Below are 16410 nucleotides of genomic sequence, written 5' to 3' on the forward strand. Positions count from 1 at the left end.
CATGCTCTCAGACCCCCCGGCTGGGGGAAGGGGGCGTGGGTCGCGGCCGGGAGGCGGGCGCAGGACAGTGGAGTCATGGGCAGCACGGGCGGTCGTACACGCGGTGCGCCGGACACCGGCCCGCACACCGCGGCGGCCGACCCCGACGCCGCCGCGGCGGCGGAGGCGCGGGCCGGGCTGGTGCGGCAGCTCACGGAGGGCGGCGCGCTCACCGACCCCCGCTGGCGGGCGGCGTTCGAGGCGGTACCGCGCCATGTGTTCGTGCCCTGCTACTACGAGGCGGGGGAGGCGGGGGAGGAGCGGGGCGGGGCGTACGCGGCGCCGGGGAGCGTTGTCTACACCCGGCTGTGGCGCGACGACCCGGATCCGTGGCGCCGGGCGCGCTGGCTGGCCGGGGCGTACGCCGATGTGCCCCTGGCGACGCGGGTACGCGAGGGGGAGCTGATCTCCTCCAGCAGCCAGCCGTCGGTGATGGCGCGGATGCTTCAGGCCCTGGACGTACGCGACGGGGACCGTGTGCTGGAGATCGGTGCGGGCACCGGCTACAACGCCGCGCTGCTCGCCCACCGGCTCGGCGACGACCGGGTCACCACCGTCGACCTCGACTCGGAGATCACCGACGCCGCCCGCGACCAGCTGGCCGCGGCCGGATTCCGCCCGGCGGTCGTCACCGGTGACGGGGTACGCGGCTGGCCCGGCCGTGCCCCCTACGACCGGATCATCGTCACCTGCGCGGTGCCGTTCGTCCCGCGGGTGTGGCTCGGTCAGTGCCGGCCGGGCGCGCTGATCCTGACGCCGCTGGCGACCGGGCTGATCGCGCTGAGGGTCGCCGACGCCCGGCATGCGGAGGGGCGATTCCTGTCCGGTCCCGCCTATTTCGTCCCGCTGCGCGGCATCGGTCCGCCGCCCGCGGTGTCCACCCACGGCATTCCGCCCCGGCCGCTGCTGGACGACTCCTTCCGCTTCCTGCTGCACCTGGTCGCGGGCCGGATGGAGCCGGTCGAGGCCCTCGCGCTCTGGGAGCACGAGGACCGGCCGGGGCGTGAGCGCTACGGCGTGACGATGCGGGGCGACCGCCAGTGGGCCTGGCTGGACGACCCGGAGGGCCCGTACGGCTGGCGGCTGGGCCCGGCCGTCTGACCGGGCCCGGAGCCCCGCCTCAAAGACCCACCGGACAGGGCCTTAGCCGCGGCGGATCGTGATCGTCGTCCAGGCGCCCACATGGACGCGGTCGCCGTCCTGGAGGGGGACCGGGACGTACGGCTGGATCGGCTCCTCACCGCCGTTGATCGTGGTGCCGTTCGTCGAGTCCTGGTCGACGACCGACCAGGTGCCGTCGGGCTGCTGGACGAGGACCGCGTGCTGGTGCGAGACACCCGGGTCCTCGGGCGGGCGCCCGAGGTCGATGTCGGGGGACTCGCCCGTGCTGTTGCGGCGGCGGCCGATGGTGATCTGCTGGCCGGTGAGCGGCAGTTGCTGCTCGGGGGAGTACGCCGGGAGGTTCAGCCCGGCCGCCTCCGGACCGCTGCGGTGCATCATCGCCATGAAGTACTCGCGGTCCGGCGCGACGACCGCGACCCAACCGCCGGGCGACGGCGGAGCCCCGCCGTACTCGAACGGGGAGGGCGGCGTCGACTGCTGCGGCGGGGGCGGTCCCGGGTGCCCCTGCGGCGACGGCGGAGGCGGCATGGCGCCCGGGAACTCCTCGTTGCCGTACGGCGGCGCGGGCGGCGGCGGTGCCGCGCCCGGCGCCGGCTGCGGAAAGCCGTATCCGTGCTGCGGCTGCTGAGGGGGCGCGGGCGCGGCCGGACCGGCCGCACCGGTCTGCGGCGGCGGCAGCGTCCAGTCGTCGTCGTTGCCGAATGCCGGGCCGGACGGCGGGCCGGGCTCCGCGCTGGGCAGCGGCTCGGCCGGGCGGTTCATCTGGGACGGGCGCGACGCCTGGTAGTCACCGCCGTGCGGAGGCTGCTGGCCCTGCGGCGGGAACGGCTGCGACGGCCCCGGCTGCGGCTGGGGCGGCTGCGGCGGGGCGAACCCGCCCGACGAGGGCGGTGAGTACGGAGTGGGCGCCTGCGTCAGGAAGTTGAAGCGGCACTCCTCACAGAACGGAGCCTGCGCCTCACGCGGGGTACGGCACTGGGGGCACAGCTCCGCCTGGAAGGTGGCGTCCGGCTGCGGCGGCGTCGGCGCGCCGGGGTAGCCGTAACCACCGCCCGTACCGCCGGGCGGAGGCGGCGGCATGCCGGGGACACCGGGCGGTGGCATGCCAGGGCCACCGGGCGGCGGGGGAGCGCCGGGCCCGCCCTGCGGCGGAGGCGCACCCGGTCCACCGGGCGGTGGCGGGCCCGCCGGGCCCGGGAAGCCGTAACCGCCGGGGGCGCCTTGGGTGTGCGGGGCGCCCGGGCCGCCCGGTATCGGAGGCGGCGGGGGCGGGGGGACGGCGCCGGTGGGCATGGGCGTCCCCGACATTCGGTGCCCACACACCTCGCACCAGTCGTCGGCCGCCGATGCGTGGCCGTTAGGGCAGGTCGGCATGTCGGTGATCCCCCTCTTGTGCCGTTCTTGGCGTTACCTGCTGGATGAGCTGATTTCTCTGCTACTTCTTCACGCGAACCGTCTTGGTGGAACGCGTTTCGAGTGTCATCTCGTCCGCTTCCGCGACCTTCGCTTTCAGTCGCACAGTACCTGTCGCCGCGTCGACGACGTCCACCACCTTCGCAAGCAGTTTCGCGGTGTCCTCGTTCCCCGACGCGCCGGCCAGCTGCACCGCCCGCCCCAGCTTGGCGGTGGCCCCCTCGATATCGCCCGACTTGCGGGCATCCATTCCCTGTTGGATGACCTGTGCCAGTTCGGCCTGACCTGTGTAGTGCGCGACCTGGTGGTTCATCGCGGTGGAGGCGACCATGTCATCCGTCCACACGGCCCGCACCAGCCCCTGGGCGAGCGGGTCCGCGGGGGCGCCGTCCGGCTGCGGCAGCACCAGGGAGATCCGCGCCGCGAGCATCTCCCGGCCGACCTCGGCCGCGGGCACCCGGACGCATACGTGGTAGTCGCGGGACTCGTCCCCCCAGGACCCCGTCGGATAGTCGCCCGCGCGCGGACCCGCCTCGGTGCGCCGGGCGGTCAGATCCTCGACCGTCGGTGCGACCTGTTTCACAAACGCCACCTCGGCGCCCATCGGGGTCCACAGCCGCAGACCGACGTCGGCGACCTCCTTGCCCATCGCCGTCTCCATCATCCGCGTGAAGTCGGCGGACAGCCCGGAGGGATCGGCGACGATATCGGCCGTGCCGAGCAGGGCGGAGGCGATCCCGGTGACTTCCTTGACCTCCCAGTCGGTGCCGACGCCGCGGGCGTCGCAGGTGAAGCGGCCCGCGCAGGTGTCCAGCGCCGCCCGCAGGTCCTCCGGCTTCTCGTGCTCGTTGCGGCCGTCGGTGAGCAGGATGCCGTGCCGGATGGCGACATCGGCGGAGGCGAGCAGCCGGTCGGCCAGCAGCAGCCAGGTGCCGATCGCGGTGCCGCCGCCCGCGCTCAGCGTGCGCAGCGCGTCCTTGGCCAGGGCGCGGGTCTCCGGATCGGCGGTCGCCAGCCGACCGTCGCCCGGAAAGACCTCCACCGCCTTGTGGGTGCCCGCGACAACGGCGAAGGCGACGCCGTCGCGCACCGTGTCGATCGCGGCGGCCGTCGCGTCCCGCGCGTTGCGCATCTTCGTCGGCGGGTAGTCCATCGAACCGGAACAGTCGACCATGATCACCACGGCCGCGTCGGAGGCGGAGCCTCCGCCGTCCCGCGGGCCCGGGAGCCGGGTGGGGATCGGCATCCCTCCGGTCGTCCCGCCGCCGGTCGAGGTGACCGTGACGATCGCGTTCACCTCGCGGCCCCCCTCGGGGAGGTACTCGTTCTGGTAGACCTCGACCGAGAAACGCGGCGCTTGGGACTTGGAGAAAGTGGCCATCTGGTCCGCTCCTTGGCGCTCCTTGGCGATCTGCTCCATAGCGATCTATGGACACATCGTCGTATCGACAAAAGGGCTGAGCGGAGCGGCGAGCACACGGGCAGCCCCCGCCGGAGGAGACCACCACGGCGCGGCGCTCGCCGAGCGCGCGGCGCTCCGTGGGACCTCCGCGAACCGTCGCGGAGGTCCGTCTCATCCGGCGGGGACCCGCAACCCCCCTCGAGCCGTCAGGCGGATCCTGCCCTGCCCGGCGGAGCCGGGAACGGCACGACCGCCACTGTTACGTTGTCGTGGCCCCCGCCGTCGAGGGCGTGGCCCACCAGGACCTGGGCGCTGTGCAGCGGCCGGGACCGGGCGTCCGGCGGCAGTGCGAGGGCCATCTCCTCCGCCGACTCGGCGTAGTTCCACAGTCCGTCGGTGCACACCACCACCACACCCGGGCGGTCCGGCTTGAACGACGCGGTGTGCGGCTCCAGTTCATAGGCGTCCGCGCCCAGCCAGCCGGTGATGGCGTGCGCCCGCTCGTCCGCGTACGCCTCGGCCTCCGACATCAGCCCGGCGGCCACCATCTGAGCCGCCCAGGAGTCGTCCTCGGTCAGGCGGGCGGCCGGGATCGTCCGGTCGTCCGGCACCCAGTAGGCGCGGCTGTCCCCGATCCAGCCCACGGTGAGGATGCCGGGAGTGACCACCGCGCTGACGATGGTGCACGCCGGGGCGTTCTGCTGGCGCTGCTGCTGCTCCTCGTACGCGGCGGAACCGGGCTCCAGCGCCAGTGAGTTGACCGCGTCGGCGGCGGCCACGATCGCCTCGTTCATGGCCTGCTGGGGATGGGCGCCGCGGGGGAGCGAGGCGCGCAGCGAGGCGTCCGCGGCCTGGGCGGCGGCGGCCGAGGCGTCGTCGGGGCGGGTGGCCGAGGAGACGCCGTCGCAGACGACGGCGACCACGGCCGGGGATCCGTCGGGCAGCGCGGCGGCCGACACCGAGAACGCGTCCTCGTTGCGGTGGTGGCGCAGGCCCCGGTCGCTGGCCGCCGCCACCCCCGCCAACTCGCGCTCCATGTGGTCGCGCTCGCGTGCCTGGGCGTGGCCGCAATGCTCGCAGTAGCCGTCCTGGTCGATGGTGCCCTCCTGACACGCCACACACCGGGGGCGGCCCCCGCCGCCGTTCAGCCCGGGGTCCGCTTCGGGGCCGCCGCCCGTCCGCTCGGCCGCCCCGGAGGTGCCCGGGACGCCCGGGGCGCCAGGTACGCCCGGCGCGCCGAGCGCCGCCCCGGCGCGCGGGTCGGCCGCCGGGGGAGCCGGGGCCGGGGCGGCCAGCGGATAGTCCTCCGGCTCCGGCACCCTGCCTGCGGACATGCCGCCCGCGGCGGGCGCCCCGGTGGACGCGCCGCCCGTGGGCGCCGTAGCCGTACCCGGCGGCGCGGCCGCCGTCAGGTCGGCGCCGCAGTTATCGCAGTAGTGGTCTCCCGACTGCGGCGGCTCTTCACAGGTCGGGCAGGCTGACAGCTGGGGCAGCTGCGGCGTCTGCGACATCGATCACACCCACGTCCTGGGGCGGAAACGGTTGGCCCGTTCCACCAGTTCGATCCTTTCCTCGCCCCGCTGCGCGAGCCTGGCGAGTACCCGGTACGAGCGTTCCAATCCGAAGCGCAGCCCGCGCTCGTCCAGGCTGCTGCCGAGCAGAGGCGGCCCGGTGTGACCCGGGGGCGCTCCGCTGTTGCCGGACAGTACCCAATCCAGCGCACTGCCCAGCACCTCCGTACGGAGTCGCTCGCGCCGCACCGCGTCCAGTCCGAACTCGCCCAGCCGCTCGACCTGGAGGGCCGCGGCCGTCAGATCGGCCAGCAGGGCGTCCTGCGGTGCGCGCTGGCGCAGCCGCGCCCGCACAGCGGCGACCCGCGCCGCCGTGTAGTGGATCGAGGACTCCGGCACCGACTCCAGGGCGTGCACCGCTCCCGCCCGGTCCCCGGCGGACAGCCGCACCCGGGCGAGACCGAAGGCGGCGCTCACAAAGCTGTGGTCGGTCGTCCACACCAGCCGGTAGTACTCCGCCGCGTTGTCCAGCTGGCCGAGCACCTCGGCGCAGACCGCGAGCGCCAGCTTGGGCGCGGGCTCACCGGGGAACGCGTCGTAGACGGCGTCGAAGGAGAGCGCGGCCGTCGCATGGTCGCCGGTGGCCAGCGCGTGCAGCCCCCGGTACCAGACGATCCGCCAGTCGTCGCTGTACGCGGCCTCCAGACCGGAGAGCGCGGTGCCCGCCTCCTCCGCCCGGCCCAGCTCCAGCTGGGCGCGCACCCGGCGCAGCCGCAGCTCCAGGGAGTCGGCGGGAGCGTTCTGAAGGGCGGCGCTCAGCTCGGCGGGCGCCGCGGTCAGCAGCCCGGCCAGGAATCCGGCGTTGGCATCGGCCTGGTCCACCAGCGGCACCGGCAGCGCCAGGGCGATGGCCCGGGTGTCCAGCGGGGCGAGCGCGGGCAGCGGCAGGGCCGGCGGCCCCGGCGGCTGTCCCGCCGGGCCTCCTCCCGCCGCGCCCCGGCCATCCGTGCCCCGGCGCCCGGTGTCCCGTGCGCCCAGCGCGGACGGATCCTGGCCCTCCGCGGCGAACAACCCGGTGTCCACCACCCGCGGTTCGGGTCCGAAGAGCGTGGACAGGGCGGGCCGCGGCCGCCCGGTCTGGACTGCCACGACCTCCCGCAGCACCCCGGTCAGCTGGTCGGCCATCTCCTGCGCGGAGGCGAACCGGCGCCCCGGATCGGGGTCGGTGGCCCGCACCAGCAGCCGGTAGAACGACTCGTAGCGCCGGAAGACCTCGATGTTTTCGGGGTCGGGCAGGCTGTCCGCGTAGACGTTGGTGTAGCCCTGGAAGTCGAAGGTGAGCACCGCGAGGGTGCGCGCCACCGTGTACAGATCGGAGGAGACCGACGGACCGGCGTCCGAGATCTCGGGTGCCTGGTAGCCGACGGTGCCGTAGATCGCGCTGTCCTCGTCGTCCATCCGCCGGACCGCGCCCATGTCGATCAGCTTGAGCTGGTCCTGCTGCTGTATCGCGTTGTCGACCTTGAAGTCGCAGTAGAGCAGATTGCGGCTGTGCAGATGGGCCAGGGCCTCCAGCGCCTCGATACCGTACGCGCACGCCTGCTCCACCGGCAGCGGATCCCGGCGGCCGTCCGGGGTGCGCCGCTCATTGGCGATGTCCTTGAGCGACTTGCCGCCGACGTACTCCATGACGATGTAGCCGTCGAGGCTGCCGGTGCGCTGGTCGAGATGTTCGACGAAGTTGTAGATGCGGACGATGTTCGAGTGCTCGATCTCGGCGAGGAACCGGCGCTCGGAGACGGCGGCCGCGAGCGCGTCCTCGTCGCCGGTGTCCAGCAGGCCCTTGAGGACCACCCAGCGGTCGGAGACCGCGCGGTCGATGGCCAGATAGATCCAGCCGAGACCGCCGTGGGCCAGACAGCCCGCCACCTCGTACTGCCCGTGGACCACATCGCCGGGGCGCAACTTCGGTACGAAGGAGTACGGATGACCACACTTGGTGCAGAAGCCCTCGGTGCGGCCCGGACGGTCGCCGCGGGACCGGCCCACCGGAGCCCCGCAGTCCCCCCGGCTACAGAACCGCTTCCGCTCCGGCACCTCGGGGCCGGCCAGCACCGCCGTCCGCGGATCGGGGCGCGGCACATCAGGGACGCTGACCAGACCCGCGCCCAGGGCGTTCCGCCCGGAGGCGGAGGAGCTGGAACGGGAGCTGCGCACCGAGACCGACCGCGCCGTGGAACGCCCCGACAGCGAGGTGCCGGACAGCCTCCCGGAGACCGAACGCCGGGACGAGGAGGAGCGCGCCGACCGGGAACCGCGCGACCCGCGCGAGGACCGGGCCGAGGGCGCGGAGCCGCCGCGGCCCCCGCCCGCCACCCCGGTGGGCGGCGAACCGACCAGCCCCTCCCGGGAGACGACCGGAGCCATTCCGCAGGTGTCGCAGTACAGTTCGCCGCCGCCCACGTCCTCGTACGCACCGCCGCAGTCACGCCGCTGGCAGCTGACCACTTCACTCATGCCGTGCCCCCTGGGTGCCGTGATCGGTGGGGTCCGCCTGGCGGGGTACGAGGGCGTCGGCCGCGGCCTGCTGATAGCGCAGCACCGCCTGCTCGGCCACCCGCAGATCGCAGGGGGCGCTCCACAGCATCCGGCGTGCCGCGTCGTACCGCTCCACCAGCAGCGGATCCTCCGCCATACCGTGCCGGGCGACCTTCGCCTTGTACGCGTCGAGCCGACCGCGCAGCTCGGCGCGGACCGCGAGCGGCGCGGTCACCGCCGTCAGGGACTCCCGGGCCCGCAGCAGCTCGTCGTCGACCCGCTGCTCCAGGCTCTCCAGCAGCGGCGAGAGCCGGTGCCACTGGGAGCGCCTGCGATAGTCGGCCGCGGCCACCAACTGCTCGTGCAGCGCGGTCGGCGGGCCGCTCACCGCGGGCACCTCGGACGCCGCGATCTTCGCCAGCACCTCACCGCGTGCCTGCCGGGCCTCCGCCAGGGTGCGGTCCGCGCGGGAGAGCACATCGCGCAGCCGCATCAGCCGCCGCTCCGCGTCCTGCCGCACATCCAGCACCGCTTCGATCTCGCGCCGCACATCCTCCAGGGCGCGCGCCGCGCGGTCGTAGCGCTCGGTGTCCGGGGAGCCGCCGCCCGGCGCCGAACTGCCGCTCTTCTTCTGCTTCCAGAACGCCAGCGGATCGGAGACCACGTCCGCGCGAAGCGCGGTCAACTCGTCGGTGATCCGCTCCAGATCGTCGCCCGAGGGGTGCTCCCCGGGGCGCACCCCCACCGAATGGGCCAGCGAACGGGTGCGGTGCAGCTCCGCGGAGAGCATGTCGATCCGGGCGGGCAGCGCGGACCACACGGCGTCCGCGGTGACGATGACGTCCAGCGCCTCGGCGTACCAGCGGTTCATCCGGTCCACCAGCCGGTCCAGGCTCAACTGCTCGCTCAGCAGCGGCGATCCGGTGAGGGTGGCGCTGCTGGGCAGGGTGATCCCGGGGCCGCGCAGCAGCTCGGTGAGCTCGGCCAACTCGCCTGCGGTGGGCCAGCGGTGGCGGGCGCGCACCTCACGGGCGCGGCCGAGGACGTCGGTGTACGCGTCGAAGTAGCTCCACAGCAGGGATACGGCCTGCTCGGTGGTGGCCCAGCGCTCCTTGGTGACACCGGTCAGCTCGGCGCCCTCCAGAAGTCTTCTGCCCGCGTGGTCCTGGAGGGCGAGCAGCGAGGACTCGATCGCCTCGTGCTCGGCGGCGAGCCTCGTCAGCACGCGGTCCACCTCCTCGCGGCCCATGGCCGGCCCGTCGGGTGCCCCCGCTGAGCTGGGGAAGGGTCCCGGGACCCCCATCGATCACCTCTCCGTGTCCGTATCCGCTGTGTGATCCGTTACTGCGTCATCCCTACGCGGTTATGCCTGTGCGGTCATGCCTCGTGGTCATCCCTGTGCGGTCATCCCTGCGCGTGCGCGTCGGGCGCTAATCCTTACCGGTCCGTCATCCTCGAATCGCCGTCCGCCACAGCCTCTTTCCGCCGCCTTCCGCCGCCGCCCCTTTCCGGTGCCCTCCTCGGCCGTTTCCGCGTCATACCCCTCAGTCCTTGTACACGGGATTCGGCGGCGCGGGGTTCTCCTGCGCGCCGCCGAAATCCTCCGCGAGCCACTTGCGGTAGGCGCGCATCCAGGGGCTGTTGTCACCGCCCTTGCGGTAGTCCGCCAGCACCTCGTTGACCCGGCGTACCAGGTCGTCGTCGTCCTTGTTCATCGCCACGCCGTACAGCTCATCGGTGAATCGGGAGCCGACCAGCTTGACGGAGGGGTCCTGGGCGGCCTGGCCCGCCGCCAGGGCGTTGTCCGTGATCACCGCGTCCACTTCGCCCAGTTGCAGTCTGACCAGGCAGTCGAGCTGATTGGGGACCGGCTTGACCTTGATCGCTCCGAGTGCCTTGGCGCCGACCCCCGGCTTGTCCAACTCGGCCTCGGCGGTGGACCCCTGCGCCGTGCACACCTTCTTGCCGCGCAGCGTCCGGTTGTAGCCGGTGATGGCCGAGTCCTCGTCGACCAGCACCTGCTGACCGGCCTGGAAGTACGCGGTGGAGAACGCCACGTCCTTGATCCGGTCACAGTTGATGGTCATGGTGCGCACCACCACGTCCACCTTGCCCTGTTGAAGGGCCTTGATGCGCTGACTGGTGGGAATGGTGCGGTAGATGACCGCGTCCGGATCGCCGAAGATGTCCTTGGCGATGGCACGCACGATGTCGATGTCGAAACCGGTGAGATCGCCGGTGGCCGGGTCGCGATAGCCCCAGCGGTAGCTGTTCTGGTCGACGCCCGCGATCAGCTTGCCGACCTTGTGGCCGTTGATCCGACGGTTCTTGATGCGCTTGATGGCCGGACCGCTCGCGCTCGACGGCCGCAGACTCGCCTCGGGCTTCTTGCAACTGTCCGCCGCGGTCCGGTGCCCGGCCCGCAGTTCCTGCGGACGCCGGTCCGCCGCCTCGCTCCGGCCGCCGCGGCCGTTGTTGTCCCCGTCCACCATGGCGGGCACCACGATCGCCGTGGCCACCGCCAGGGTGCACACCGCCAACGCGGCGGCCGATCGCACCGCTCGCATGCTGATGCCCCCCATCACCGTCATCGGTACTCCGACAGTCTGCGGCCGATGCCCAGCACCGCGCCCAGGGCCCCCAGCGCGGCCAGCACCCCGGCCCCGGCGGCCATCGCGGTGAACGCGCCCCGCCCGTCGTCGGCCGCCCGCTGGAACTCCCGCTGTTCGTGGTCGACGGCCTTGGCCAGCAGGGTGTCCACGGAGTCGAAGGACCGACCGGTGCTGTCACCGGAGCCGATGACCTTCTTCAGCGCCTCGCCGTAGTCCCCCGCGTCATCGGCGCTGCGGGCGGCCTGATGCCGCTTCTGCCACTCCCGGACCGCCGAGACGGCGCTGTCCACCGGATCGCGTCCGGCGCTGTCGTCCGCGGCCTCCCGCGCCCCGCGCAGATCCCCGGCCAGGCTCTTCATCCGGGAGCCGTAGCTGACCTCATAGGCGTCCTTGCCCTTGTCGGCGCCGTCGTCGACAACGACCGCGCCGCGCGCGACCAGCGTCAGATTCTCGTCGGCACGGGCCCGGAGGGCGTCGATCCGCGCCTCGTTGAGCACATACAGCGACCTGGCGCCCTGCTCATCGGAATCGTTCAGCTGGGCGCGGGCGACGGCGTGGCCGACCACCATCCACAGCAGCACCACCGTGGAGGCGGCGGTGGCGGCCAGCAGACCGTGGTTGAACACCCGGTTGGTCCGGCGGTAGTTCCGGCGCTGGGCCCAGCCCAGCGCCCCCAGCGCGAGCACACCGGCGCCGAGCGCCGCCCAGGGCCATGCCTTGGCGTCTCCGTAGTCCTCGCCGAGGCGCGCCGTCTCCGCCTCATAGAGCCGGCCGGCCGCGGGCAGCAGCCCGCCGCGCATGGTGTCGTTGGCATACCGCAGATACGCGCCGCCCAGCGGCAGCCCCTGGCGGTTGTTGGCGCGCGCGGACTCCACCAGGCCGGTGTAGACCGGCAGCAGCCGGTTGATGGTGCGGATCTCCTCCCGGGCGGAGGCCGCGCCGTCGGTGGTGGCCGCGGCCCGCACCAGCAACTGGGACGCGGTGCTGATGTCCTTCTCGTACCGCTTACGGACCTCCGCGGGCTCCTCCTTGCCCGCCAGGAAGCCGCTGGCCGCCGTGGTGTCGGCATCGGCCAGGGAGCGGTAGATCCGGGCGGCGTCGGCGCTCAGCGGCTGGCTGCGCTCGGCCACCGCGTCCGCCGCCGACTGACGGTCCGTGACCTGCCAGGCGGTCACCGCCCCGAACGCCACCACCAGCAGGGCCAGTACGGCCCCGATGATGCGCAGCCGCCCCGGCTCGGTCGTGGCCGCCGCCCGCACGCGGTCGACGCCCTCGCGCCACGCGGTGCGGGGCGGAGCCGCGGGCGCGGGCGGCGGCGCGGCTCTGCCGGTGGTCGGCGGATATGACACAAGACCTCCCCCTCGGTCCGGAACCCCTCGGTCGCTCTCGCGGCCCGCCGCCCGGCTGCGGCGAACTCTGGATCCCCCGGCAGCAGTATGACCGCAGCCCCCGGCGGGGTCATCGGTACTGCCTCGATCTTGTTCGGATCGCGATCTCCGCTTCGCGATCGCGTCCGGATGGTCTGTGACCGCCCCGGCCGAACCATGGGTCCCCTCTGTGAGCACGCCACGCACCACCGGCCGGTTCCCGCTCCGGCCGATGCCGCGGCGTTCACCCCCGCCGGTACTGCTCGCGCAGCCGGGCGTGCGCCCCCGCGGGCGCGCCCGTACGGTCCAGGCCCAGCAGCGCGGCGCCGAGTACCGGCGGGGCGGTGATGACACGGGGCTCGGCCTTGGGGGCGCGTTCGGCGAGGAGTTCGCGGATCCGGCCGTCCAGCAGCGGATGACGGGCCGCCAGCACCCCACCTCCCAGGATCACCGGGGTCGGCTCGGCCAGCAGATCGAGCCGGGTCAGCGCGACCGTGGCCAGGGTGACCACCTCCTCGGCCTGCCGGGCCACGATCGCGCCCGCGACCGGATCGCCGGACGCGGCCACCGCGAAGAGGACCGGGGTCAACTCCAGCTGCCGCGCGGCCTTCAGCGCACCCAGATGCAGCGCCTCGATCAGCTCGTACATCGTGGTCAGACCGAAGTGCGCGGGCAGGGCGCGGGCCAGTGCGGTCGGCTCGCCGCGGCCGTCCTCGGCGCGCGCCGCCCACCACAGCGCCTCCTCGGCCAGAAAGCCCCCGCCACCCCAGTCGCCGGAGAGCCGGCCGACGGCCGGGAACCGGGCGGTACGGCCGCCGTGGCCCAGCCCCGCGCAGTTGATGCCCATGCCGCAGACGACGGCGACACCGGTCGGCTCACCGGTGTCCGCCACCCCCGCCCGCAGCAGCGCGAAGGTGTCGTTGGCCACGGTGACACCGGCGCCCCAGCGGCGGGCGGTCAGCGCGTCGGTCAACTCCTCTTCCTCGGCGGGCAGATCGGCGTTGGCCAGACAGGCCGAGATATGGCCGATCCGCGCGGGTCCCGGGCCGCCCGCCGTCCGGGCCGCCCGCTCCACCAGTGGCGCCAGCGCGTCCACCGCGCGCTCGGAGCCCACCACCGGTGGCCGGAAACCGCCGCCGCGGGCCGTGCCGAGGACCGAGCCGTCCGGGGCGACCAGCGCGACATCGGTCTTGCTGTTGCCCGCGTCGATCGCCAGGACCGCCCGGCCCGCCGTGGCCGGAGGGGATACGGACTGGGTCAGATCCACGCCAGGTGCTCCCGGTTGTGCGCGATGAGGTCGTCGGTCAGCTTCTCGGCGTACTCGAGCTGGCCGATGAGCGGATGGGCGAGCAGCGCCCGGAAGATCCGCTCCCGTCCGCCCCGCAGAGCCGCCTCCAGCGCCAGGTTCTCGTACGCCGTCACCTGGGCGACCAGCCCGGCGAACAGCGGCTCCAGGGGGCGCACCGGCAGTGGCTCCGCGCCCCGCGCGTTCACCCTCGCGGGCACCTCGATCACCGCGTCATCGGGGAGGAACGGCAGGGTGCCGCCGTTGACCGTGTTGACGATGCGCACCTCGCCGGTGTCCCGCAGCAGCGAGGAGGTCAGATCGACCGCGGCCTCCGAGTAGAAGGCCCCGCCGCGGCTGCCGAGCAGTTCGGGCTTCTCGTCGAGCGCCGGATCGCCGTACATCTCCAGCAGTTCCCGTTCGATCGCCGCGACCTCCGCCGCCCGGGACGGCCGGGTCCGCTGCTCCCGTACCACCGCGTCGTGCTGGTAGAAGTAGCGCAGGTAGTAGGAGGGGACAACACCGAGCCGGTCCAGCAGCGCGCGGGGCATCCGCAGGTCCTCGGCCACCGCGTCGCCGTGCTCGGCGAGCAGTTTGGGCAGGACGTCCTCGCCGTCCGGGCCGCCGAGCCGCACGGCGCGCTCCCAGGTGAGGTGGTTGAGCCCGATGTGCTCCAGCGACACCTCCCCGGGCGCGACGCCCAGCAGCTTCGCGAACTTCCGCTGGAAGCCGATGGCCACGTTGCACAGCCCGACCGCGCGGTGCCCGGCGGACAGCAGCGCCCGGGTGACGATCCCCACCGGATTGGTGAAGTCCACGATCCAGGCGCGGGGGTTGCGCGCGCGCACCCGCTCGGCGATGTCCAGCACCACCGGGACCGTACGCAGCGCCTTGGCCAGCCCGCCCGCGCCCGTGGTCTCCTGGCCGACGCAGCCGCACTCCAGCGGCCAGGTCTCGTCCTGATCGCGCGCGGCCTGTCCACCGACGCGCAGTTGCAGCAGCACCGCGTCCGCGCCGTCCACACCCGCGTCCAGATCGGCGGTCCAGGAGATCCGGCCGGGGTGGCCCTGCCGGGCGAAGATCCGGCGGGCCAGACCGCCGACCAGCTCCAGCCGGTCGGCGGCCGGGTCGATGAGGACCAGCTCCGCCAGCGGGAGCAGATCCCGCAACCGGGCGAATCCATCCACGAGTTCGGGGGTGTAGGTGGATCCCCCACCCACCACTGCGAGCTTCAACCCTTGACTCCTGTCAGTGTGACGCCTTCGACGAAGGCTTTCTGGGCGAAGAAGAAGACGGCGATGACGGGGGCCATGACCAGAAGGGTCGCCGCCATCGTCAGATTCCAGTTGACGCTGTGCGCGCTCTTGAAACTCTCCAGGCCATAACTGAGCGTCCAGGCGCTCGGATTCTGCGCGGCGTAGATCTGCGGGCCGAAATAGTCGTTCCAGCAGTAGAAGAACTGGAAGAGCGCGACGGCCGCGATGCCCGGCTTCGCCATCGGGACCACCACGCGGAGCAGGGTTCGCAGTTCCCCGCAGCCGTCGATCCTGGCCGACTCCAGATACTCCCGCGGAATCGTCAGCAGGAACTGGCGCAACAGAAAGATGGAGTACGCGTCACCGAACGCCATCGGAATGATCAGTGGCCACAGCGAACCCGACAGATGGAGTTGCTGCGCCCAGACCAGATACATCGGGATCACGATGACCTGGGGCGGCAGCATCATGGTGGAGATGACCAGCAGCATGGCGGTCCGGCGGCCCCGGAAACGGAATTTCGCCAGTGCGTAGGCCACCGGAACGGAGGAGCAGACGGTGAAAAGGGTGCCGAGTCCCGCGTACAGCAGCGAATTGCGCCACCAGTCCGCGAAACCGGGGGTGGAGAACACCTCGGCGTAGTTCGACCAGTGCCACTCATGCGGCCACAACTCGCCGCTCATCGCCTGGTCGTCGCTCATCACCGAGGTCAGAAAGACAAAGACGAACGGCAGCAGGAAGAAGAGCGCCGCGGCGAGGGCGACGGTGTGCACGGCTATCCACTCCAGCGCCGCGCGGCGGCGGGCCGCGGGGGCGGGGGAGCGGCGGGCGGCGGGGCGCGAGGGGGCGGCGGGCGCCGGGAGGGTGGTGGTCGCGGTCATGCGGATCGGTCCTCTCAGTCCTCGGCTCAGTCCTCGGCCGACAGCAGGCCGGCGCGGCGGCGCATCAGCAGCGTGGTCACGGCCATCGCGATGGCGAAGAGCACCAGCGAGAGCACACACGCGGCGCCGGTGTTGAAGTTCTGGAAGCCGAGCGAGTAGACGAGCTGCGGCACGGTGAGCGTGGAGTGGTCGGGATAGCCGGGCTGGATGACCGAGCCGGGGCCGACGCTGACACCGGAGGCCAGCTTTCCGGCCACCAGCGCCTGGGTGTAGTACTGCATCGTCTGGACCACACCCGTCACGACCGCGAACATCACGATCGGGGTGATCGACGGCCAGGTCACATAGCGGAAGGTGGCCAGCGCCCCGGCGCCGTCCAGCTCGGCCGCCTCGTACTGCTCACGGGGGACGTCCAGCAGTGCGGCCATGAAGATGACCATGAGGTCGCCGATGCCCCACAGCGAGAGCATTACCAGCGAGGGCTTGGCCCAGGCCGGATCGTTGAACCAGTTGGGGGCGTGGATGCCCACATTCCCGAGGATCGCGTTGACCGGTCCGGTGCCGGGATTGAGCAGAAAGACAAACGCGACCGTGGCCGCCACCGGCGGGGCCAGATACGGCAGGTAGAACGCGGTGCGGAAGAACCCCACCCCGGTTTTCACCTTGGTGACCAGCAGCCCGATGCCTAATCCGAAGACCACCCGCAGCGCGACCATCACCACGACCAGCCACAGGGTGTTCCACAGGGCCGGGCCGAACAGCGGCATCTGCTCGAACACATACCGCCAGTTCCGCAGCCCCACAAAGGTGGGGGTCTCGATCTGGTTGTAGTGCATGAAGGAGAAATAGACGGTGGCGATCAGCGGATAGCCGAAGAACACCGTGAAGCCGATCAGCCAGGGCGAGAGAAAGCCGAGGGTGCGCAGCCGCTCGCGCACGGCTTTGCGGCGCAGGGCGGGGGCGGAGGTGAGAGGGGTCATGGCG

12 protein-coding genes are annotated in these 16410 nt (G+C 72.7%); 1 reads left to right on the forward strand and 11 read right to left on the reverse strand.

The window, feature by feature from the left end:
* Window positions 1–75: 75 nt before the first annotated feature.
* Window positions 76–1140 carry a methyltransferase domain-containing protein gene (locus AC4BEG_RS22695; RefSeq protein WP_490701583.1) on the forward strand — a complete coding sequence of 355 codons (1065 nt, stop codon included), beginning with the start codon at window positions 76–78 and terminating at the stop codon, window positions 1138–1140.
* Between the two features lie 42 nt (window positions 1141–1182).
* Here AC4BEG_RS22695 and AC4BEG_RS22700 read toward each other — a convergent pair whose 3' ends face one another.
* The 11 genes from AC4BEG_RS22700 to AC4BEG_RS22750 all read right to left on the reverse strand — a co-directional run bounded on the left by AC4BEG_RS22700 (window position 1183) and on the right by AC4BEG_RS22750 (window position 16406).
* Window positions 1183–2535 (reverse strand): FHA domain-containing protein, encoded by a 1353-nt coding sequence (locus tag AC4BEG_RS22700; RefSeq protein ID WP_490701584.1) that lies wholly within the window; start codon window positions 2533–2535, stop codon window positions 1183–1185.
* Between the two features lie 61 nt (window positions 2536–2596).
* Window positions 2597–3955, reverse strand: a complete 1359-nt coding sequence (locus AC4BEG_RS22705; protein WP_490701585.1) for a vWA domain-containing protein — start codon at window positions 3953–3955, stop codon at window positions 2597–2599.
* Between the two features lie 227 nt (window positions 3956–4182).
* Window positions 4183–5487 carry a PP2C family protein-serine/threonine phosphatase gene (locus tag AC4BEG_RS22710; RefSeq protein ID WP_490701586.1) on the reverse strand — a complete coding sequence of 435 codons (1305 nt, stop codon included), beginning with the start codon at window positions 5485–5487 and terminating at the stop codon, window positions 4183–4185.
* A 3-nt stretch (window positions 5488–5490) separates the two neighbouring features.
* The gene (locus AC4BEG_RS22715) at window positions 5491–8004 is read right to left on the reverse strand and encodes a serine/threonine-protein kinase (RefSeq protein ID WP_490701587.1); all 2514 of its coding nucleotides are present in this window, start codon (window positions 8002–8004) and stop codon (window positions 5491–5493) included.
* Window positions 7997–9328 carry a hypothetical protein gene (locus AC4BEG_RS22720; protein WP_490701588.1) on the reverse strand — a complete coding sequence of 444 codons (1332 nt, stop codon included), beginning with the start codon at window positions 9326–9328 and terminating at the stop codon, window positions 7997–7999. Before AC4BEG_RS22720 ends, AC4BEG_RS22715 begins: the two co-directional genes overlap by 8 nt.
* A 241-nt stretch (window positions 9329–9569) precedes the next feature.
* Window positions 9570–10616: a glutamate ABC transporter substrate-binding protein gene (locus AC4BEG_RS22725; protein WP_490701589.1), complete on the reverse strand. Its 1047-nt coding sequence runs from the start codon at window positions 10614–10616 to the stop codon at window positions 9570–9572.
* Window positions 10613–11986: a GlnX family signal transduction membrane protein gene (locus tag AC4BEG_RS22730; RefSeq protein WP_490701590.1), complete on the reverse strand. Its 1374-nt coding sequence runs from the start codon at window positions 11984–11986 to the stop codon at window positions 10613–10615. The genes AC4BEG_RS22725 and AC4BEG_RS22730 overlap by 4 nt, the downstream gene beginning before the upstream one ends.
* A gap of 262 nt (window positions 11987–12248) precedes the next feature.
* Entirely contained in the window at window positions 12249–13271 is a 1023-nt protein-coding gene (locus AC4BEG_RS22735) for an N-acetylglucosamine kinase (RefSeq protein WP_490701591.1), read from the reverse strand.
* The gene (locus AC4BEG_RS22740) at window positions 13262–14524 is read right to left on the reverse strand and encodes a 6-phospho-beta-glucosidase (protein WP_490701592.1); all 1263 of its coding nucleotides are present in this window, start codon (window positions 14522–14524) and stop codon (window positions 13262–13264) included. The genes AC4BEG_RS22735 and AC4BEG_RS22740 overlap by 10 nt, the downstream gene beginning before the upstream one ends.
* Complete coding sequence (locus AC4BEG_RS22745) at window positions 14521–15426, reverse strand: carbohydrate ABC transporter permease (RefSeq protein WP_490701593.1); 906 nt, start codon at window positions 15424–15426, stop codon at window positions 14521–14523. Before AC4BEG_RS22745 ends, AC4BEG_RS22740 begins: the two co-directional genes overlap by 4 nt.
* A 26-nt stretch (window positions 15427–15452) precedes the next feature.
* The gene (locus AC4BEG_RS22750) at window positions 15453–16406 is read right to left on the reverse strand and encodes a carbohydrate ABC transporter permease (RefSeq protein ID WP_490701594.1); all 954 of its coding nucleotides are present in this window, start codon (window positions 16404–16406) and stop codon (window positions 15453–15455) included.
* Between the last annotated feature and the right edge of the window lie 4 nt (window positions 16407–16410).

Source organism: Streptomyces sp. JLBJ103, assembly GCF_058215575.1.

Coding starts and splice junctions, on each gene's coding strand:
- AC4BEG_RS22695 (WP_490701583.1), top strand. CDS start 76: ATGGGCAGCACGGGCGGTCGTACACGCGGTGCGCCGGACACCGGCCCG.
- AC4BEG_RS22700 (WP_490701584.1), bottom strand. CDS start 2,535: ATGCCGACCTGCCCTAACGGCCACGCATCGGCGGCCGACGACTGGTGC.
- AC4BEG_RS22705 (WP_490701585.1), bottom strand. CDS start 3,955: ATGGCCACTTTCTCCAAGTCCCAAGCGCCGCGTTTCTCGGTCGAGGTC.
- AC4BEG_RS22710 (WP_490701586.1), bottom strand. CDS start 5,487: ATGTCGCAGACGCCGCAGCTGCCCCAGCTGTCAGCCTGCCCGACCTGT.
- AC4BEG_RS22715 (WP_490701587.1), bottom strand. CDS start 8,004: ATGAGTGAAGTGGTCAGCTGCCAGCGGCGTGACTGCGGCGGTGCGTAC.
- AC4BEG_RS22720 (WP_490701588.1), bottom strand. CDS start 9,328: ATGGGGGTCCCGGGACCCTTCCCCAGCTCAGCGGGGGCACCCGACGGG.
- AC4BEG_RS22725 (WP_490701589.1), bottom strand. CDS start 10,616: ATGACGGTGATGGGGGGCATCAGCATGCGAGCGGTGCGATCGGCCGCC.
- AC4BEG_RS22745 (WP_490701593.1), bottom strand. CDS start 15,426: ATGACCGCGACCACCACCCTCCCGGCGCCCGCCGCCCCCTCGCGCCCC.
- AC4BEG_RS22750 (WP_490701594.1), bottom strand. CDS start 16,406: ATGACCCCTCTCACCTCCGCCCCCGCCCTGCGCCGCAAAGCCGTGCGC.